Origin of the sequence: Mycobacterium avium subsp. avium (assembly GCF_009741445.1) — a bacterium.
In the GTDB taxonomy this organism is placed as follows: domain Bacteria; phylum Actinomycetota; class Actinomycetes; order Mycobacteriales; family Mycobacteriaceae; genus Mycobacterium; species Mycobacterium avium.
In genome coordinates, this window is sequence record NZ_CP046507.1 from 60167 (window position 1) to 79632 (window position 19466).

Here is a 19466-nt window from a genome sequence, read left to right on the forward strand (position 1 = left end):
GCGGTGATTATCCGGCACGCCGGCGCCCTTCGACGTCGATTCGAAGGCTTTGCTTTTCACCTTGTGAGGCTAGGCTCTCTGACGGTTGACGCCTCGACCCAGGAGTGAAGCCCGTGACCGCCAGCAACACCGCAAGCCCCGCGTCGTATCCGCCGCCGCCGCAGTTCGTCGAGCAGGCCAATGCGGATGAGCAGTTGTACCGCGAGGCCGAGCGGGACCGGCTGGCGTTCTGGGCCGAGCAGGCCAACCGGTTGTCCTGGGCCACACCGTTCACCAGGGTGCTGGACTGGTCCCGGGCGCCGTTCGCCGAGTGGTTCGCCGACGGCACGCTCAACGTCGCCTACAACTGCGTGGACCGCCACGTGCAGGCCGGCCACGGCGACCGGGTCGCCATCCACTGGGAGGGCGAATCTCCCGGCGATCAGCGCAGTCTGACCTATTCCGAGCTGTACACGCAGGTGTGCAAGGCCGCCAACGCGCTGACCGATCTCGGTCTGGTCGCCGGCGACCGCGTCGCCATCTATCTGCCGCTGATCCCCGAGGCGGTGATCGCGATGCTGGCCTGCGCGCGGCTGGGCGTCATGCACAGCGTGGTGTTCGCCGGCTTCACCGCCAAGGCGCTGCAGGCCCGCATCGCCGACGCGGCAGCCAAGCTGCTGATCACCAGCGACGGGCAGTTCCGCCGCGGCAAGCCCGCGCCGCTCAAGGACGCCGCCGACGAGGCGGTCGCCGACCCCGACAGCCCGGTCGAGCACGTTGTGGTGGTGCGGCGCACCGGAATTGACGTGTCCTGGACCGACGGCCGCGACCTGTGGTGGCACGACGTCGTCGACGCCGCGGCGCCCGAACACACCCCCGAGCCGTTCCCCGCTGAGCAGCCGTTGTTTCTGCTGTACACCTCGGGCACCACCGGCAAGCCCAAGGGCATCGTGCACACCAGCGGCGGCTATTTGACCCAGGCCGCCTACACGCACTACTACGTCTTCGACATCAAGGCCGACACCGACGTGTTCTGGTGCACCGCCGACATCGGCTGGGTCACCGGACACACCTACGGCGTCTACGGCCCGCTGGCCAACGGGGTCACCGAGGTGCTCTACGAGGGAACCCCGGACACACCGACCCAGCACCGGCATTTCGAGATCATCGAAAAGTACGGCGTGACAATCTATTACACCGCGCCCACGCTGATCCGCACGTTCATGAAGTGGGGCCGGGAAATCCCCGACGCGCACGACCTGTCCAGCCTGCGGCTGCTGGGTTCGGTCGGCGAACCGATCAATCCCGAGGCGTGGCGCTGGTATCGCAGTGTGATCGGCGCCGACCGGCTGCCCATCGTCGACACCTGGTGGCAGACCGAGACCGGCGCCACGATGATCTCCCCGCTGCCCGGAGTCGCTGCGGCCAAACCGGGTTCGGCGATGCGGCCGCTGCCGGGCATCTCGGCCAGGATCGTCGACGACCACGGCGACCAGCTGGTGCCGGGCATCCACCACGGCGAGCACGTCACCGGCTACCTGGTGCTGGACCAACCGTGGCCGTCGATGCTGCGCGGCATCTGGGGCGACCCCGACCGCTACGTCGAGACCTACTGGTCGCGGTTCGCCGAGCAGGGCTGGTATTTCGCCGGGGACAGCGCCTATTACGACCGCGACGGCGCCATCTGGGTGGTCGGCCGCATCGACGACGTGATGAACGTGTCGGGGCATCGGCTGTCCACCGCCGAGGTGGAGTCGGCGCTGGTCGGACACCACGGCGTCGCCGAGGCGGCGGTGGTCGGCGCCACCGACGCCACGACCGGCCAGGCCATCTGCGCGTTCGTCGTGCTGTGCGCCGATTACCAGGTGCACGACGGGATCGTCGACGAGCTGCGCGCCGAGGTGGCCCGGGAGATCTCGCCGATCGCCAAGCCGCGGGAGGTGCACGTGGTGCCCGAGCTGCCGAAGACCCGCAGCGGCAAGATCATGCGCCGGCTGCTGCGCGACATCGCCGAGAACCGCGAATTGGGCGACACCTCAACGCTGCTCGACCCCGGGGTGTTCGACGCGATCCGGGCGGCGAAGTAGTCGGCGCGCGCGCCCCAGCCCCTCGCCGGGCGTCACTCTGGCGTGACGCTCGACGGCCGGCGTCACTCTGGCGTGACGCTCGACGGCCGGCGTCACTCTGGCGTGACGTTCGGCCAATTCCTCAGCCCGGCAGCGGGGCGAACCCGGCGCCCGGCCGGTGCTTGGCGTTGATGTCGGCCAGGATCGCGTTGAACGACATCACCACCGCCGGGGTGTGCAGCGGGATGTACTTGATGACGCACGTCGGCAGGTTGTCGCTGAACGCCCCGTGGATCATCCCGACCAGCTGGTTGTTGACGGTGACCGGCGCGCCCGAGTCACCCGGCTGGCCGCACACCTGCATCACGATGGTGCCCGGGGTCTGACCCATGCCCCAGGTGACGCCGCACGAATTGCCGGTGGTGCGGCCCTGTTTGCAGGCGATCTCGCCGAAGGCCGGGTCGGGACCGATGCCGCTGATCAAAAACCCGTTGAAGTTGGCCACCGGGGTCACCTTGGCCGGATCGAACTTGATCACCGCGTAGTCGAGGTTGTCGTTACCGGCGACCATGGTGCCCAGGATGCCCGCGTTCTCCGCGCCCTCGGCGGCCACCTGCGCGCCCGGGCCGCCGCAGTGCGCCGAGGTGAAGCCGATCAGGTCGCCGGCGGCGTCGCCGCCGATGGTGGTCAGCGTGCACATGGTGTCGCCGTTGACCACGATGCCGGCCCCACCGCCCAGCGGGATCCTGACGTCCGCCGCGGCGGCGCGGGGGTGCGAACCCGTCACCGCCACGAGCAGGGCAACCATCGCCACCAGGCAGCATCGGTGTGCCCTCCGCACAACCCACTCCTATCGGTCGGCCGGATCCCGCGACCGGCTTGGCCGAGTGTAATCGGCCCGGACGTCTTGTTCGTGGCACCGAGCCCGGTGCCACGAGATCGGCCGGAATCGTCTGGCTTCTTCTGTCCGGCCGCCACGTGGCAACATAAACCGCGACGACAGCGAGCCGGGCAACGACGAAAGAGGACCGTCTGTGAGCAAAGTCGAGGGCAAGAACGGGGTGCCCAGCACCCTGACCACGATCCCGTTGACCGACCCGCATGCCAAGCCTGCCGAGCCGACGATCGGTGACCTGATCAAGGACGCGACCACCCAGGTTTCCACCCTGGTGCGCGCCGAGGTCGAACTGGCTCGCGCCGAAATCACCCGGGACGTCAAGAAGGGGCTCACCGGCAGCGTCTTCTTCATCGCCGCGCTGGTGGTGCTGTTCTACTCCACCTTCTTTTTCTTCTTCTTCGTCGCCGAGCTGCTCGACACCTGGCTGTGGCGCTGGGTGGCGTTCCTGATCGTGTTCGGGGTCCAGGTCGTGGTCGGGGCGGTGCTGGCTTTGCTGGGCTTCCTCAAGGTGCGCCGGATCCGGGGGCCGCGCCAGACCATCGAGTCGGTCAAGGAGACCCGCACCGCGCTCACGCCCGGGCACGACAAGGCCGCCGGCGCCCGGGCGCTCACCGAAAGCCACGGCAAGCACGCCAAGCCCGGCGACGGCGCCGCCGCGGACCCGTCGGGTTGGTAGATGGCGCCGCCGGATCCGTCGGTAACCCGCATCGACGGGCCGTGGCGCCATCTGGATGTGCACGCCAACGGCATCCGCTTTCACGTCGTCGAGGCCCTGCCCGTCGGCGACGCCCGCGGCCTGCCTGCCACGGCGCGGCCGTTGGTGATGCTGCTGCACGGCTTCGGATCGTTCTGGTGGTCCTGGCGTCACCAGCTGCGCGGGCTGACCGGCGCCCGGGTGGTCGCGGTCGACCTGCGCGGCTACGGCGGCAGCGACAAGCCGCCCCGCGGCTATGACGGCTGGACCCTGTCCGGCGACGCGGCCGGGCTGATCCGCGCGCTCGGGCACTCCTCGGCGACGCTGGTCGGCCACGCCGACGGCGGCCTGGCCTGCTGGGCCACCGCGCTGCTGCACGCGCGGCTGGTGTCGGCCGTCGCGCTGATCAGCTCACCGCACCCGGCGGCGTTGCGGCAGTCCACGTTGACGCGCCGCGACCAGGCCCGGGCGCTGCTGCCGACACTGCTGCAGTACCAGGTGCCGCTGTGGCCCGAGCGGCTGTTGACCCGCGACGGCGGGGCGGAGATCGAGCGCCTGGTCCGCAGCCGCAGCTGCGCGAAATGGCTTGCGTCCGAAGACTTTTCCGAGACCATCGGCCATCTGCGCACGGCCATTCAGATCCCGGCGGCAGCGCACTGCGCCCTGGAGTACCAGCGCTGGGCGGTGCGCAGCCAGCTGCGCGACGAGGGACGGCGGTTCCTCCGGTCGATGCGCCGGCAGCTCGGCGTGCCGCTGCTGCACCTGCGCGGCGAGGAAGACCCCTACGTGCTGGCCGACCCCGTCGACCGGACCCGGTGTTACGCGCCGCAGGGCCGCTACGTAACCGTCGCGGGCGCAGGGCATTTCAGCCACGAAGAGGCGCCGGAGGAGGTCAACCGGCACCTGACGAGCTTCCTCGAGGACGTGTACGGCCCGGCCGTCAACTGACGCAGGACGGGTGCCCACCGTCTTGGTCTCGCCGATCTTGGCGAGCTGACCGGCCACCTCGTCGGCGGTCAACACGAAGCCGGTGTCGGGGTCGTCGACGGCCGCGCCGAACACCACGCCGAGCACCTGGCCGTTCAGGTCGATCAGCGGTCCACCCGAATTACCTTGCTCCACACTGGCTCTGATGGTGTACACGTCGCGGGTGACCGGCGCCGGGTCGCGGTAGATGTCGGGTCCGCTCAACTTGATCAGCTCGCGGATCCGGGCCGGCGTCGCGGTGAAGTTGCCGCCGCCGGGATAACCCAGCACCACCACGCTGGCCCCGGTTTTCGCCTCGGTCTGGGCGAACGGCAACGGCGGCGGCGGCAGGTTGGGGACGGCGAGGATCGCGATGTCGACGGACGGGTCGTAGGACACCACGGTGGCGTCCAGCGGGTTGCCGCTGGCGTAGATCTGCACGCTGTTGGAACCGGCCACCACGTGCGCGTTGGTCATCACCCGGTCGGGCGCGATCACGAATCCGCTGCCCTCCAACACCTTTTGGCAACTGGGCGCCAGGCTGCGCACCTTGACGACGCTGGGCGCGGTGGCCTGCACCACCGGGTTGCTGGCCAACTCGGGATCGGGTGAGGCGACCGGGATCACCGGGGTGCGGCTGAACGGCTCGAGCACCGCGGGCAGCCCGGAGGTGTTCAGCAGCGCCGAGAGCCGCTTGGGCACCGTCTTGAGCCACGGCGGGGCAACCTCGTTGACCTTGGCCAACACTCGGGAACCGCGCACCGCGGCGGCCAGCTCGGGCTGATCCTTGGACTGGGTCAGCGGCGTCGCCAGCAGCCACGCCGCGGTCAACACCACGACCAGCTGCACGCCGACACCGATCACCGAGTCGACGGTGCGGATGGACCGGCTGCGGATCGCGCCCCGCACGGCGCGCCCCAACACCACGCCGGCGACCTCGCCGATGACCACCAGCGCCAGGATCAAGAACAGTGCCGCAAACAGTTTCGCGCGCGGCGCGGCGATGTGGCTGACGAGGTGGGGCGCCAGCAGCACCCCGGCGATCGCGCCGAGCAGCACGCCCACGAACGACAGCAGCGACCCCAACGCGCCGGACCGCCAGCCCGAGATCGCCGCGATGAAGGCCACCGCCAGCACCGCGACGTCCAGCCACTGCGACGGGGTCATCGAATTCAGGTTCATTCGAGTGCGTCACCCCGCTCGCCGACCAGCGCCATCGCCGCGTCCAACTCCCGCTGATCGGAGGTGTCCCAGGGCTGGGCCCAGCCCGCGACGTCGAGCAGCGCGGAGATCACCTGGCCGGTGAAGCCCCACACCAGCATCTCGTTGAGCAGAAACGCCGGCCCGGCCCACCGGCGGCCCAAGTCGCCGCGGTACACCATCAGCCGGTTGGCGGGATTGATGAAGGCGCGCAACGGAACTCGCGCCACCAGCGCGGTCTCGGCCTCGTTGACCACGGCCACCGGCCCGGGGTCGGGCGAATACGCCAGCACGGGCACGACGTGGAACTGCGAGGGCGCGATGAACATCTTTTCCATCGTGGCCAGCGGATGCAGCCGGCTGACGTCGATCCCGGTCTCCTCGCGGGCCTCACGCAGGGCGGTGGCCACCGGGCCGTCGTCGGTGGGATCGGCGGCGCCGCCGGGAAACGCCGCCTGCCCGGCGTGGTGGCGTAGCGTGGACGCCCGCACGGTGACCAGCAGGTCGGCGTCGGTGGGCGGGCCCCCGCCGGGCGGCCCGGATTCGGGGCCGGAGAACAGCACCAGCACCGCGGCTTCCCGCGCGGCGCCGCGCACGCTCGTCAGCGCCGAAGCGGCCTTGGTGGTGATCATCGCCAGCACGTCGGCCGGCAACCGGCGCCGGGCCGCGTCGGGGACGTCGTCGACGTTGTCGACCAGCGGACGCAGCCAGGACGGGCAGGCGTCAGGCGTCAGCGGAACGGTCCCACGCGCCGGGGCGGGGTCCCCATTCCGCAGGGGCGAACCCCCAGCACTCACGGCCCCTCCAGTCGGTTCAATTTTTCCGCTTATCCCCTGTCGTTCCCGATCGCGGCCGCGATCTCGTCGGCCGTGCTGAAAGCACGCGGCAGCGTCTGGGCAACGCTACCGTCCGGCCGCAGCACCACCGTCGCGGGCATCACATTTACCACCCGCAGCGCGGCCGCGACCCGGCGCCGACCGTCCTGCAGGGTCGGCAGCCGAACGCCGAGCTCGGCCAGTCGCAGCAGGGCCGCGGTCTCGTTCTCGTCCTGATGCACCGTCAGCACCGTCACCTCCGCCCCGGCCCGTCGTTGATACTCGGCCATCGCGGGCAGTTCGGCCGCACACGGCGCGCACCAATAGGCCCAGAAGTTGAGCACGACCCGGCGCCCGGCCACCGCGCGGCCGGCGTCGACCACCGAACCGTCGGCGGCGCACTCGGCCGTCACGCCGCGCAGCGCCGCCGGGCCGGGACCGGTTCCCGCGGCCGGACACGGCGGCAGGTCGGCGCGCTGTCGGGGACCGGCCAGCGCGGCCGGGGTGTCGGCGTCGCGGTGTTCGCGGTCGGCCACCGCCCGGCCGGTGGCCGGCGGGCCGGGCGTCGCGGCGTCGTCACGCAGCTGGGCCAGCAGCGCGACGATCAGCGCCACCACCACCGCGAGAATCGCGATGTGCCAGCGAACCTTCCGGGTCAGCGTCGGCCTCGGGATGGGCATGCGGTCCCCGTGCTGTCGGCGCGGTTACAGCCCGGCCAGGGCGAGCAGATGCTCGGTTTCCGGCCCGCGCACCAACTGCGCGGCCAGCGGCGGTTCGGTGGGACCCAGCCCGAACGAGGGGCAGTCCTTGGCGAGCAGGCATACCCCGCAGGCCGGTTTGCGCGAGTGACACACCCGGCGGCCGTGGAAGATGACCCGGTGGCTGAGCATGGTCCACTCGCTGCGTTCGATCAGCTCGCCTACGGCGTGCTCGATTTTGACCGGATCCTTCTCGGCGGTCCAGCGCCAGCGGTGCACCAGCCGGGCGAAATGGGTGTCGACGGTGATACCGGGGACGCCGAAGGCGTTGCCCAGGATGACGTTCGCGGTCTTGCGGCCCACACCGGGCAGGGTGACCAGCTCGGCCATGGTGGCGGGCACCTCGCCGTCGAACCGTTCCACCAGGGCCTGGCCGAGACGGATCAGCGCGGAGGCCTTGTTGCGGAAGAAGCCGGTCGGGCGGATCAGGTTCTCCAGCTCGTCGCGGTCGGCCTGGGCGTAATCCAGCGCGCAGGTGTAGCGCTTGAACAAGGCCCGCGTCGTCAGGTTCACCCGTTTGTCGGTGCTCTGCGCCGACAGGATGGTGGCGACCGTCAGCTCCAGCGGCGTGGTGAAGTCCAGCTCGCAGTGCGCTTCCGGAAACGCTTGTGCCAGAATGCGATTCATCCGCCGCGCCCGTCGCACCAAGGCAACTCGGGATTCGGTCGACCAGCGCCGGGCGGCGGCGTCGCCGGGCGGGGCCGGGGTCGACTTCGCACGCCCCGACGACTTAGCCGTTGTCACCTACGACAGAGTACTTATTTCGTGATCCGGCCGAGACCTCGTGTTCATGCAAGGCCATGTTTACTCTTCGTGTGTCGTGGTTGCTGGTGGCCGGTGTACCGGTGCTGCTGATGCTGGCGGCGCTGGGCCTGGGGCGGCTGGAAAAGGAGCTCGTCCGGGATCCGGCCGCGGTGGCCGATGTCGACGAGTTCCTCGAGCGCACCGGCGGCGTGGACATGCACACGCTGGCCGCCGAGGGCATGCCCGAGGCCCTGGAATACCTGCACCGGCGCGAGGCCCAGCAATCCGCCGGTCCGGCGCCGGGCGGGCGCAGCGGCGGTCCGCGGCACGCCGCGCCGTCCTTCGCCGCCGGCTTCGTCGACCCCGACGAGATGACGCTGCCGACCAGGATCGGCGGCCATTCGCACGTCAATCCGCAGTTTAGGGCACCTCGACACGCCAATCGTGTGTAGCGTTGGCACGTTAGACACAATGGCGGTCCTCTAGACTCGTCACGCGAGCAAGGGGTTAGCCTGCCCGTATCACATTAATTTCTTGCGAAAGTTGAAGAGGCAACGTGGACGAGATCCTGGCAAGGGCAGGAATCTTCCAAGGGGTTGAGCCCAGCGCAGTCACCGCACTGACCAAGCAGCTCCAACCCGTCGACTTCCCCCGCGGACACACCGTCTTCGCCGAAGGGGAACCGGGGGATCGGCTGTACATCATCGTCTCGGGCAAGGTGAAGATCGGTCGCCGCTCGCCCGACGGGCGGGAAAACCTGCTGACGATCATGGGCCCCTCGGACATGTTCGGTGAGCTGTCGATCTTCGACCCGGGCCCGCGGACGTCCAGCGCCACCACCATCACCGAGGTGCGCGCGGTGTCGATGGACCGCGACGCGCTGCGTGCGTGGATCGCCGACCGCCCCGAGATCGCCGAACAGCTGTTGCGGGTGCTGGCCCGCCGGTTGCGCCGCACCAACAACAACCTGGCCGACCTCATCTTCACCGACGTGCCCGGCCGGGTGGCCAAGCAGCTGCTGCAGCTCGCGCAGCGCTTCGGCACCCAGGAGGGCGGCGCCATGCGGGTCACCCACGACCTGACCCAGGAAGAGATCGCGCAGCTGGTCGGGGCGTCGCGGGAGACGGTGAACAAGGCGCTGGCCGATTTCGCCCACCGCGGCTGGATCCGGCTGGAGGGCAAGAGCGTGCTGATCTCGGACTCCGAGCGGCTGGCGCGGCGAGCGAGGTAAGCGCGGGCGAAGCCCGGGCGCAACCGAGCGACCGGACCGTTTAGCTTCGCCACATCAGCCTCAGCTGCACCGCCGCGTCACCCATCAGGTGACTTCGACATCCGCTAGCGGCGGCGCTAGCGGAACTCTGACGCACTCCGTCCCTTCGGGGCCGGGACCCATGGGGCCGGAGTGACTCACGCCAAGGCGGTTACGCCGATGGCTCCGAGCGCAGGTAATTCAACTGCACCTGCACCGACCACTCGGCGGCGTCCCACAGCTTCTCATCGACATCGACGTAGACATGTTCGACGATCCGGCGGGCACTGACGTCCTCGCCCAGCTCCCGCACCGCCGATCGCACCTGGTCCAGCCGCTCCCGCCGGTGTTCCAGGTAGCCCTGCGCGACGCTTTCCAGGTCGATCAGGTCCGGGCCGTGGCCGGGCAGCACCGCCCGCCGGCCCAGGCCGCGCAGCCGCCGCAGCGATTCCAGGTAGTCCGTCAGGCTGCCGTCCTCCTTGTCGAGGACGGTGGTGCCGCGGCCCAGCACGGTGTCGGCGGTCAGCACGGCGTCGTCGAGCAGGAAGCACAGCGAATCGGCGGTGTGCCCGGGCGTGGCCATCACCTTGATCCTCAGCCCGGCCGCGTCGATCACCTCGCCGTCGGTGAGCTCACCGCCCAGGCCGCGCAGAAAGCCGCTGCCCGCCGAGCGCACGGTGGCGCCGGTGCGCTCGACCAGCTTGTCGATGCCGTCGGTGTGGTCGCCGTGCCGGTGGCTGATCAGCACCAGCGCGATGCGGCCCAGCGCGGCGATCCGCGCGATGTGCTCGTCGTCGTCCGGCCCGGGGTCCACGATCACCAGCTCGTCGCTGCCCGGCCCGCGCAGCACCCAGGTGTTGGTGCCCTCCAGCGTCAGCAAACCGGGATTGTCGGCCAGCAGCACGGAGGCCGTGTCGGTGACCGCCCGCAACCTGCCGTACGCGGGATGGGTCGGCGACTCGGCAACCTCGGTCACGGCCGCGCGCCGACCTCCACGATCAGCTCCACTTCCACCGGCGCATCCAGCGGCAGCTCACCGACCCCGACCGCCGAGCGCGCATGCGCGCCGTGTTCGCCGAACACCTCGGCGAGCAGGTCAGAGGCGCCGTTGACGACGCTGGGCTGGCCGTTGAACCCGGGTGCGGAGGCGACGAACCCGACGACTTTGACCACCCGGGTCACCGCGTCGATGCCCACCAGCGCGTCGACCGCGGCCAGCGCGTTGAGCGCGCAGATCCGCGCCAGCGCGCGGCCCTCGTCCGGGGTGATGTGGGCGCCCACCTTGCCGGTGGCGGCCAGCTTGCCGTCCTGCATCGGCAGCTGGCCGGCGGTGTAGACCAGGTTGCCGGTGCGCACCGCGGGGACGTAGGAGGCCAGCGGCGCAACCACTTCCGGCAGCGTCAGACCGAGCTCGGCGAGCCGGGCCTTCCAGGACGGTGCAGCGCTCATCTACTTGGGGCGCTTGAGGTAGGCGACGTGCTGCTCGCCGGTGGGGCCGGGCAGCACGGACACCAGCTCCCAGCCGTCGGCACCCCACTGGTCGAGGATCTGCTTGGTGGCGTGCGTCAGCAGTGGGACGGTGGCGTATTCCCATGCGGTCGGTTGGCTCATCCCGCGAGCTTATCGGTCGCAGGTGAACCGCTCCGGCCAGGCCAATGCCCGGTCGGGCTAGCATGCGATGGTGGCAACCACATCGAGCGGCGGAGCTGCCGTCGGCTGGCCGGCGCGCATGACCAAGGCCCGCTTGCATTTCGTGACGGGCAAGGGCGGTACCGGCAAATCGACCATCGCGGCCGCGCTGGCGCTGACGCTGGCAGCCGGGGGCCGCAAGGTGCTGCTCGTGGAAGTCGAAGGCCGCCAAGGCATTGCGCAGCTCTTCGATGTTCCGCCGCTGCCCTATCAAGAGGTGAAGATCGCGACCGCCGAGCGGGGCGGCCAGGTCAACGCGCTGGCCATCGACATCGAGGCCGCGTTCCTGGAATACCTCGACATGTTCTACAACCTGGGCATCGCGGGCCGGGCCATGCGCCGCATCGGCGCCATCGAGTTCGCCACCACGATCGCGCCCGGCCTGCGCGACGTGCTGCTCACCGGCAAGATCAAAGAGACGGTGATCCGCGTCGACAAGAACCGGCTGCCGGTGTACGACGCGATCGTCGTCGACGCCCCGCCGACCGGGCGGATCGCCCGCTTCCTCGACGTCACCAAGGCGGTGTCCGATCTGGCCAAGGGCGGTCCGGTGCACTCGCAGGCCGACGGCGTGGTCAGGCTGTTGCACTCCGAGCAGACGGCTATCCACCTGGTCACCCTGCTGGAGGCGCTGCCCGTCCAGGAGACGTTGGAAGCCATCGAGGAACTCGCCGAGATGCAGCTGCCCATCGGCAGCGTGATCGTCAACCGCAACATTCCCGCCTACCTGCAGCCCGCCGATCTTGCGAAGGCCGCCGAGGGCGACATCGACGCCGACGCGGTGCGGGCTGGGCTGCAAAAAGCCGGAATCACGTTGGACGACAAAGACTTCGCCGGCCTGCTGACGGAGACCATCGAGCATGCGACGGTGATCGCCACCCGCGCCGAGATCGCACAGCAGCTCGACGCGTTGCACGTGGCCCGACTGGAACTCCCGGCGATCTCCGACGGCGTCGACCTGGGCAGCCTCTACGAGCTATCGGAATCGCTTGCCCAGCAAGGAGTTCGATGAGTACCACACCCAAACAGCTTGATATGGCGGCTATCCTGGCCGACACCACCAACCGGGTGGTGGTGTGCTGCGGCGCGGGTGGGGTGGGTAAGACCACCACCGCGGCCGCCATCGCGCTGCGCGCCGCCGAATACGGGCGCAATGTCTGCGTTTTGACGATCGACCCGGCCAAGCGGCTGGCCCAGGCGTTGGGCGTGAACGACCTCGGCAACACGCCGCAACGAGTGCCGCTGGCCGCCGAGGTTCCCGGCGAGCTGCACGCGATGATGCTCGACATGCGGCGGACCTTCGACGAGATGGTGGTCCAGTACTCCGGACCCGGTCGCGCACAAGCGATTCTGGACAACCAGTTCTATCAGACCGTCGCCAGCTCACTCGCCGGCACGCAGGAGTACATGGCGATGGAGAAGCTGGGGCAGCTGCTGGCCGAGGATCGCTGGGATCTGGTGGTGGTGGACACGCCGCCGTCGCGCAACGCGCTGGACTTCCTGGACGCCCCGAAACGGCTGGGCAGCTTCATGGACAGCCGGCTGTGGCGGCTGCTGCTGGCGCCGGGCCGCGGAATCGGCCGATTGGTCACCGGCGCAATGGGTTTGGCGATGAAGGCGATGTCGACGATCCTGGGCTCACAGATGCTCGCCGACGCCGCGGCGTTCGTGCAGTCGCTGGACGCCACCTTCGGTGGCTTCCGGGAAAAGGCCGACCGCACCTACGCGCTGCTGAAACGGCGGGGCACCCAGTTCGTGGTGGTGTCGGCGGCCGAGCCCGACGCGCTGCGCGAGGCGTCCTTCTTCGTCGACCGGCTGTCCCAGGAAGGGATGCCGCTGGCCGGGCTGGTGCTCAACCGCACCCATCCGCCGCTGTGCTCGCTGCCCGCAGAGCGGGCTATCGACGGCACCGAGATGCTCGAGCACGACGGCGACCCCGAAACCACCTCGCTGGCCGCGGCCGTGCTGAGGATTCACGCCGATCGGGCGCAGACCGCCAAGCGGGAAATCCGATTGCTGTCCCGCTTCACCGGCGCCAACCCGCACGTGCCGGTGATCGGCGTTCCCTCACTGCCGTTTGATGTTTCGGACTTGGAAGCGCTGCGCGCGCTGGCCGACCAGATCACGTCGAACCGGGCAACCGCCCGCTGAACGGCCCGGGATCGGGCGTAACAGTACCGTAATCACGAACAGCGGGCGGTCGGCGGCGCCGGTCACCCGGCGCTGCGGTTTCTCCTCTTGTCGAAGAAGTCCGCCCAGGACACCACCTCGGGGTGCTGCTTGAGCAGCGCACGGCGCTGCCGCTCGGTCATGCCGCCCCAGACCCCGAACTCGACCCGGTTGTCCAGCGCGTCCGCCCCGCATTCCTGCATGACGGGGCAGTGCCGGCAGATCACTGCGGCCTTGCGCTGGGCGGCACCGCGCACAAACAGTTCATCCGGATCGGTGGTCCGGCACAGTGCCTTCGAGACCCAGGCGATGCGCTCCTCGGCATCGACACTGCGAAGTACCCCTTGAGCGGCTGCAATGTTTGTCCTACGCGCCGCCGGCCGTGTTGGTGACACGAACTGTTCCCTTCCCTACCGGTCGCCCGTCGCGACCGCCCTCCTGGGGTGCAGATCCAACCCTTGCGATCTACGCCACACTGTGTGCTTCGGTGTTACCTGAATCTCACCGTGTGTCTAAGTTAGGTGGTCAGCTGCCAATTGCGCAACAGTCCGATAACGCTTTTTTTGGGACGGGCGTCCCGTCTCGCTCCGAAGGATAGGCGAAGAAGTGATCTTGCACACCATGTTCGATCCGGATCGCTGACGCAACTGCAAATTTTCGTGCTGCTCAGCGCCCGCGCCGCCGGCCCCCCGATCGGCCCGATTAATCGGTGAACTTGCAGCGTGGCGGCGTGACTGCGGGCCGCTACTGTAGTAGCCATGTCAGACCGCCCCCCGGCCGCGCTCACGGTTTTGAAGCTCGCGGGGTTCTGTTTGTTGGCCAGTGTGGTGGCCACCGCGCTGCTGTTTCCCGTCGCCGGCGGAATAGGACTGGTGTCCAACCGCGCCTCGGAAGTGGTCGCCAACGGCTCGGCGCAGCTGCTCGAGGGCGAGGTGCCGGCGGTGTCGACGATGGTCGACGCCAAGGGCAACACCATCGCCTGGCTGTATTCGCAGCGCCGCTTCGAGGTGCCCAGCGACAAGATCGCCAACACGATGAAGCTGGCGATCGTGTCCATCGAGGACAAGCGGTTCGCCGACCACAATGGGGTGGACTGGAAAGGCACCCTGACCGGGTTGGCCGGCTACGCCCGCGGCGACGTCGACACCCGCGGCGGGTCCACCATCGAGCAGCAGTACATCAAGAACTACCAGCTGCTGGTGACCGCGAAGACCGACGCCGAGAAGCGGGCGGCGGTGGAGACCACCCCGGCCCGCAAGCTGCGCGAGATCCGGATGGCGCTGACCCTGGACAAGACCTTCACCAAGCCCGAGATCCTGACCCGGTACCTGAACCTGGTGTCGTTCGGCAACAACTCGTTCGGCGTGCAGGACGCCGCCCAGACCTACTTCGGCATCAACGCCTCCGACCTGAACTGGCAGCAGGCGGCGCTGCTGGCGGGCATGGTGCAGTCGACCAGCGCGCTCAACCCCTACACCAACCCCGAAGGCGCGCTGGCCCGCCGAAACCTGGTGCTGGACACCATGATCGAGAACATCCCGCAGGAGGCCGACGCGCTGCGCGCCGCCAAGGCCGCGCCGCTGGGCATCCTGCCGCAGCCCAACGAGCTGCCCCGCGGCTGCATCGCGGCCGGTGACCGGGCGTACTTCTGCGACTACGTGCAGGAGTACCTGTCCCGCGCCGGGATCAGCAAGGAGCAGGTGGCCCGGGGCGGCTATCTGATCAAGACGACGCTGGACCCCGACGTGCAGATCCCGGTCAAGGCGGCCATCGACAAGTTCGCCAGCCCGACGCTGCCCGGCATCTCGAGCGTGATGAGCGTGATCCAGCCCGGCAAGACGTCGCACAAGGTGATGGCGATGGCCAGCAACCGCACCTACGGCCTGGACGTCGACGCCGGGCAGACCATGCGCCCGCAGCCGTTCTCGCTGGTCGGCGACGGCGCGGGATCGGTGTTCAAGATCTTCACCACGGCCGCGGCGCTGGACATGGGCATGGGCATCAACGCCACGCTGGAGGTGCCGGGCCGGTTCCAGGCCAAGGGCATGGGGAGCGGCGGCGCGAAGGGCTGCCCGAAGGACACCTGGTGCGTGGTCAACGCCGGCAACTACAAGGGCTCGATGAACGTCACCGAGGCGCTGGCCACCTCGCCCAACACCGCGTTCGCGAAACTGATCCAGCAGGTCGGGGTGACGCGCACGGTGGACATGGCGATCAAGCTGGGGTTGCGCTCCTACGCCGACCCCGGCACCGCCCGCGACTACAACCCGGACAGCAACGAGAGCCTGGCCGACTTCGTCAAACGCCAGAACATCGGCTCGTTCACGCTGGGCCCGATCGAGGTGAACGCGCTGGAGCTGTCCAACGTCGCGGCCACGCTGGCCTCCGGCGGCACCTGGTGCCCGCCCAATCCGATCGACAAGCTGATCGACCGCAAGGGCAACGAGGTGGCGGTGACCACCGAGACCTGCGATCAGGTGGTGCCCGAGGGCCTGGCCAACACCATGGCCAACGCGATGAGCAAGGACGCGGTGGGCGGCGGCACGGCGGCCGGTTCGGCCGGCGCGGCGGGCTGGGACCTGCCCATGTCCGGCAAGACGGGCACCACCGAAGCCCACCGGTCGTCGGGCTTCGTCGGCTTCACCAACCACTACGCGGCGGCCAACTACATCTACGACGACTCGCCGAATCCGACGGACCTGTGTTCGGCCCCGCTGCGCCACTGCGGCGAGGGCGACCTGTACGGCGGTAACGAGCCGGCCCGCACCTGGTTCACCGCGATGAAGCCGATCGCCACCAATTTCGGTCCGGTGCAGTTGCCGCCCACCGACCCCCGCTACGTGGACGGCGCGCCGGGGTCGCGGGTGCCCAGCGTGGCGGGCCTGGACATCGACGCGGCGCGGCAGCGCATCAAGGAGGCGGGTTTCCAGGTCGCCGACCAGAACAACTTCGTCAACAGCAGCGCCAAGCAGGGCGAGGTGGTCGGCACGACACCGAGCGGCGCGACGATTCCCGGGTCGATCATCACCATTCAGGTCAGCAACGGCATCCCGCCGGCCCCGCCGCCACCGCCGGAGGGCGCGCCCCCGCCGGTCGGTTCGCAGGTGGTCGAGATTCCGGGGCTGCCGCCGATCACCATTCCGCTGCTGGCGCCACCGCCGCCGGCGCCCGGGCAGCCGCCGCCGTAACGGGCCATGACGCGCGGGTTACGCGGCCAGTCGGCGACCGGCAGTAGGCTGCGATTCATGGCTGATGCTCACGTCTCGATTGCCCGGCGCCGCTCCGGGCCGCCTCGCGGCCGGCGCCGAGCCCTGCCCATCCTGTTGCGTACCGGCGCGGCGGCGCTCGGTTCGACGGTCGCCGGCCTGGGGTACGCCGCGATCATCGAGCGCAACGCGTTCGTGCTGCGCGAGATCACCATGCCCGTGTTGAGTCCGGGCTCGACACCGCTGCGGGTGCTGCACATCAGCGACCTGCACATGACGCCCGGCCAGCGCCGCAAGCAGGCGTGGCTGCGCGAGTTGGCCGGCTGGGAACCGGATCTGGTGGTCAACACCGGCGACAACCTGGCCCACCCGAAGGCGGTGCCGGCCGTCATCCAGGCGCTGGGGGATCTGCTGTCGCGGCCGGGCGTCTTCGTGTTCGGCAGCAACGACTACTTCGGCCCGCACCTGAAGAACCCGATGAACTACGTGACCAATCCGTCGCACCGGGTCCGCGGCGAGCCGCTGCCCTGGCAGGACCTGCGGGCCGCGTTCACCGAGCGCGGCTGGCTCGACCTCACCCACACCCGGCGCGAGTTCGAGGTGGCGGGCCTGCACGTCGCGGCCGCGGGCGTGGGCGACCCGCACATCGACCGGGACCGCTACGACACCATCGCGGGGCCGGCCAGCCCGGCGGCCAACCTGCGGCTGGCGCTGACGCATTCGCCGGAGCCGCGGGTGCTGGACCGGTTCGCCGCCGACGGCTACCAACTGGTGATGGCCGGGCACACCCACGGCGGCCAGGTGTGCCTGCCGTTCTACGGGGCGCTGGTGACCAACTGCGGGCTGGACCGCTCGCGCGCGAAGGGGCCGTCCCGCTGGGGCGCGCACATGCAGCTGCACGTCTCCGCGGGCATGGGCACCTCGCCGTACGCGCCGGTGCGGTTCTGCTGCCGGCCGGAGGCCACCCTGCTGACGCTGATCGCCACCCCGATGGGCGACCGCGACGCGGTCAGCGACCTGAGCCGTTCGCAGCCAACAGCTTCGGTGCGGTGACGCGGACCCGGATCGCGGTCCGCAACCTGCCACGCGACTGGACGGACAACGCGATCCGGCTGATCCAGGCCGATGCGCGGCGCAGCGCCGACACCCATCTGCTGCGCTACCCGCTGCCGTCGGCCTGGGCCGGCGACGCCGACGTCGCGCTGTACCTCAAGGACGAGACGACGCACGTCACCGGCAGCCTCAAGCACCGGCTGGCGCGCTCGCTGTTCCTGTACGCGCTGTGCAACGGCTGGATCGGCGAGGGCACCACGGTGGTCGAGGCGTCGTCGGGGTCGACGGCGGTGTCCGAGGCCTACTTCGCGGCCCTGCTGGGGCTGCCGTTCGTCGCCGTGATGCCGGAGTCGACCAGCGCGGCCAAGGTGGCGCTGATCGAATCACAAGGCGGCCGTTGCCATTTCGTCGCGGATTCCAGCCAGGTGTACGCCGAGGCCGAGCGGGTGGCCCGGCAGACCGGCGGGCACTACCTGGACCAGTTCACCAACGCCGAGCGGGCCACCGACTGGCGCGGCAACAACAACATCGCCGAGTCGATCTTCGAGCAGATGCGCGACGAGAAGCACCCCGTGCCGGCCTGGATCGTGGTCGGCGCGGGCACCGGCGGGACGAGCGCGACCATCGGCCGCTACATCCGCTACCGGCGGTACGCCACCCGGCTGTGCGTCGTCGACCCGGAGCACTCGGCGTTCTTCGCGGCCTACGCCGAAGGCCGGGACGACGTGGTGGCGTCCCGGTCGTCGCGGATCGAGGGCATCGGCCGGCCGCGGGTCGAGCCGTCGTTTCTGCCCGGCGTGGTCGACCGCATGGTCGCCGTGCCGGACGCGGCCTCGGTCGCCGCCGCCCGCCACGTCAGCGCCGTGCTGGGCCGGCGGGTGGGGCCCTCGACGGGGACCAACGTGTGGGGGGCGTTCGGCCTGCTGGCCGAGCTGGTGTCGCAGGGCCGCGGCGGTTCGGTGGTCACGCTGCTTGCCGACAGCGGCGACCGGTACGCCGACACCTACTTCGACGACGAGTGGGTGGCGGCGCAGGGGCTGGATCCGGCCGGACCGGCCGCGGCGCTGGCCGAATTCGAGCGCAGCTGCGCGTGGCAGTGACCCGGCATACCGCGGTTTGGCCAGCCGCCAGCCCGGTGCGATAGGCTGTCGGAGCTTCAAGCGGGGTGTGGCGCAGCTTGGTAGCGCGCTTCGTTCGGGACGAAGAGGCCGTGGGTTCAAATCCCGCCACCCCGACTCGTGTGATTCAAGGGTCAGCTGGGCGGTTCGACCGACCGTCCGAGGAAGGCCATCAGCCTGGCGGTCGCCGAGGAATTCTCCGGCGCGGGTTGGGCCGGCCCGAAAGCCCCCGGCCGGCGCAGCATCTCCTCCGGCAGCGACTCGACGAGGCCCTGGCACAGCGCGAGCAGGTCGGGCGGCAGCTCGACCTGTCGGCCGAGGCAGCGGTGGATGTCCCAGCTGTGCAGGGCCAGGTCGCACACCGGAAAGATCAGCGCCCGGCGCAGCGGGACCTCACCCTGCGGGGACGTCCGCGGCGCATCGAGGTCCGCCGCCGGCAGGGCGGCGCGCAGTCGGTCCGCCAGCTCACGCAGATATCGCACCGGATCGTCACGCAGCCACTCCGACGGCCGGGACGGGCCCTGCCAGATCTGTTCGCCCGCCACGAGCGCGACGATCTTGGCCGCGCTCCCGGTCGCATGCCCCACCAGATCACGCACGCTCCACCCCGCGAGGTTGGACGGGCGCTCCCAACCCGCCGGCGGGACCTGCCGCACGGAGTCGATGAGCAGCCCGATAGCCTTGTCGGCCATCAGATCAATGCGTTCGGTCATGAGGCGCAGCGTAGGCGCCGGCACCGACAGCATCGCCGCGAATCGCGCTGCGGGTATCCCCCGCAAACTCCCGAAACCCTGGCGATATAGTGGATCTCACCGTAATGCTGAGCAAACAGCATTGACATTCGTCGCCGTCAAACACTGCA

General features: G+C 69.8%; 19 protein-coding genes, 1 tRNA gene and 1 pseudogene. 11 read left to right on the top strand and 10 right to left on the bottom strand.

Features of this window, described 5'->3' with window-relative positions:
* Nucleotides 1-113: 113 nt before the first annotated feature.
* A complete protein-coding gene (gene acs / locus MAA44156_RS00305) occupies nucleotides 114-2066 on the top strand; it encodes an acetate--CoA ligase (RefSeq protein ID WP_009974701.1) in 1953 nt (650 codons plus the stop codon).
* A 121-nt stretch (nucleotides 2067-2187) separates the two neighbouring features.
* Here the strand turns inward: acs and MAA44156_RS00310 are convergent, their stop codons facing one another.
* Complete coding sequence (locus MAA44156_RS00310) at nucleotides 2188-2886, bottom strand: S1 family peptidase (protein ID WP_003873291.1); 699 nt, start codon at nucleotides 2884-2886, stop codon at nucleotides 2188-2190.
* A 193-nt stretch (nucleotides 2887-3079) separates the two neighbouring features.
* Between MAA44156_RS00310 and MAA44156_RS00315 the strand changes: the two genes are divergently transcribed.
* The gene (locus MAA44156_RS00315) at nucleotides 3080-3619 is read left to right on the top strand and encodes a phage holin family protein (RefSeq protein ID WP_009974700.1); all 540 of its coding nucleotides are present in this window, start codon (nucleotides 3080-3082) and stop codon (nucleotides 3617-3619) included.
* Nucleotides 3620-4585: an alpha/beta fold hydrolase gene (locus MAA44156_RS00320; protein ID WP_003873293.1), complete on the top strand. Its 966-nt coding sequence runs from the start codon at nucleotides 3620-3622 to the stop codon at nucleotides 4583-4585.
* Here MAA44156_RS00320 and marP read toward each other — a convergent pair.
* The 4 genes and pseudogenes from marP to nth form a co-directional block, all read right to left on the bottom strand.
* Nucleotides 4578-5770, bottom strand: a pseudogene (gene marP / locus MAA44156_RS00325) (acid resistance serine protease MarP). The gene MAA44156_RS00320 and the pseudogene marP sit on opposite strands and share 8 nt — an antisense overlap.
* Nucleotides 5771-5781: 11 nt before the next feature.
* Complete coding sequence (locus tag MAA44156_RS00330) at nucleotides 5782-6600, bottom strand: NUDIX hydrolase (RefSeq protein ID WP_009974698.1); 819 nt, start codon at nucleotides 6598-6600, stop codon at nucleotides 5782-5784.
* 29 nt (nucleotides 6601-6629) lie between these two features.
* Entirely contained in the window at nucleotides 6630-7298 is a 669-nt protein-coding gene (locus tag MAA44156_RS00335; RefSeq protein WP_033729171.1) for a redoxin domain-containing protein, read from the bottom strand.
* Nucleotides 7299-7322: 24 nt separating this feature from the next.
* On the bottom strand, nucleotides 7323-8003 hold the full coding sequence (gene nth / locus MAA44156_RS00340; RefSeq protein WP_009974695.1) for an endonuclease III: 681 nt from the start codon (nucleotides 8001-8003) through the stop codon (nucleotides 7323-7325).
* A 173-nt stretch (nucleotides 8004-8176) separates the two neighbouring features.
* Here nth and MAA44156_RS00345 point away from each other — a divergent pair, with 173 nt between their 5' ends.
* Both MAA44156_RS00345 and crp read left to right on the top strand, forming a co-directional pair.
* Nucleotides 8177-8572, top strand: coding sequence for a hypothetical protein (locus MAA44156_RS00345; RefSeq protein WP_003873298.1), 396 nt, complete (start codon nucleotides 8177-8179; stop codon nucleotides 8570-8572).
* A 104-nt stretch (nucleotides 8573-8676) separates the two neighbouring features.
* Nucleotides 8677-9351, top strand: coding sequence for a cAMP-activated global transcriptional regulator CRP (gene crp / locus MAA44156_RS00350; protein WP_003877056.1), 675 nt, complete (start codon nucleotides 8677-8679; stop codon nucleotides 9349-9351).
* A 190-nt stretch (nucleotides 9352-9541) separates the two neighbouring features.
* On the opposite strand, the gene MAA44156_RS00355 is transcribed toward crp, so the two are convergent.
* From MAA44156_RS00355 to sp36, 3 genes are read right to left on the bottom strand one after another with little or no spacing between them, the layout of a single operon-like run.
* Nucleotides 9542-10345: an MBL fold metallo-hydrolase gene (locus MAA44156_RS00355; protein WP_009974694.1), complete on the bottom strand. Its 804-nt coding sequence runs from the start codon at nucleotides 10343-10345 to the stop codon at nucleotides 9542-9544.
* Complete coding sequence (locus MAA44156_RS00360) at nucleotides 10342-10818, bottom strand: RidA family protein (protein ID WP_009974693.1); 477 nt, start codon at nucleotides 10816-10818, stop codon at nucleotides 10342-10344. Before MAA44156_RS00360 ends, MAA44156_RS00355 begins: the two co-directional genes overlap by 4 nt.
* Nucleotides 10819-10980 carry a Sp36 family protein gene (gene sp36, locus MAA44156_RS00365; RefSeq protein ID WP_003873302.1) on the bottom strand — a complete coding sequence of 54 codons (162 nt, stop codon included), beginning with the start codon at nucleotides 10978-10980 and terminating at the stop codon, nucleotides 10819-10821.
* A gap of 67 nt (nucleotides 10981-11047) precedes the next feature.
* Between sp36 and bagA the strand changes: the two genes are divergently transcribed.
* Together bagA and bagB are read left to right on the top strand one after the other, a co-directional pair.
* Nucleotides 11048-12070 (top strand): ATPase BagA, encoded by a 1023-nt coding sequence (gene bagA / locus MAA44156_RS00370; protein WP_009974692.1) that lies wholly within the window; start codon nucleotides 11048-11050, stop codon nucleotides 12068-12070.
* Nucleotides 12067-13209: an ATPase BagB gene (bagB, locus tag MAA44156_RS00375; RefSeq protein ID WP_009974691.1), complete on the top strand. Its 1143-nt coding sequence runs from the start codon at nucleotides 12067-12069 to the stop codon at nucleotides 13207-13209. The genes bagA and bagB overlap by 4 nt, the downstream gene beginning before the upstream one ends.
* Before the next feature lie 62 nt (nucleotides 13210-13271).
* Here the strand turns inward: bagB and MAA44156_RS00380 are convergent, their stop codons facing one another.
* Complete coding sequence (locus tag MAA44156_RS00380) at nucleotides 13272-13622, bottom strand: WhiB family transcriptional regulator (RefSeq protein ID WP_009974690.1); 351 nt, start codon at nucleotides 13620-13622, stop codon at nucleotides 13272-13274.
* A 363-nt stretch (nucleotides 13623-13985) separates the two neighbouring features.
* Here MAA44156_RS00380 and ponA2 point away from each other — a divergent pair, with 363 nt between their 5' ends.
* The 4 genes from ponA2 to MAA44156_RS00400 all read left to right on the top strand — a co-directional run bounded on the left by ponA2 (nucleotide 13986) and on the right by MAA44156_RS00400 (nucleotide 18721).
* The gene (ponA2, locus tag MAA44156_RS00385; RefSeq protein WP_010948847.1) at nucleotides 13986-16415 is read left to right on the top strand and encodes a transglycosylase/D,D-transpeptidase PonA2; all 2430 of its coding nucleotides are present in this window, start codon (nucleotides 13986-13988) and stop codon (nucleotides 16413-16415) included.
* A 57-nt stretch (nucleotides 16416-16472) separates the two neighbouring features.
* Nucleotides 16473-17486, top strand: coding sequence for a metallophosphoesterase (locus MAA44156_RS00390; RefSeq protein ID WP_023880413.1), 1014 nt, complete (start codon nucleotides 16473-16475; stop codon nucleotides 17484-17486).
* Nucleotides 17483-18586 carry an L-cysteine desulfhydrase Cds1 gene (gene cds1 / locus MAA44156_RS00395; RefSeq protein ID WP_009974687.1) on the top strand — a complete coding sequence of 368 codons (1104 nt, stop codon included), beginning with the start codon at nucleotides 17483-17485 and terminating at the stop codon, nucleotides 18584-18586. Before MAA44156_RS00390 ends, cds1 begins: the two co-directional genes overlap by 4 nt.
* A gap of 61 nt (nucleotides 18587-18647) precedes the next feature.
* Nucleotides 18648-18721 (top strand) — tRNA-Pro (locus MAA44156_RS00400).
* A gap of 17 nt (nucleotides 18722-18738) precedes the next feature.
* Here the strand turns inward: MAA44156_RS00400 and MAA44156_RS00405 are convergent.
* The gene (locus MAA44156_RS00405; protein WP_224110930.1) at nucleotides 18739-19317 is read right to left on the bottom strand and encodes a TIGR03086 family metal-binding protein; all 579 of its coding nucleotides are present in this window, start codon (nucleotides 19315-19317) and stop codon (nucleotides 18739-18741) included.
* Nucleotides 19318-19466 lie beyond the last annotated feature (149 nt).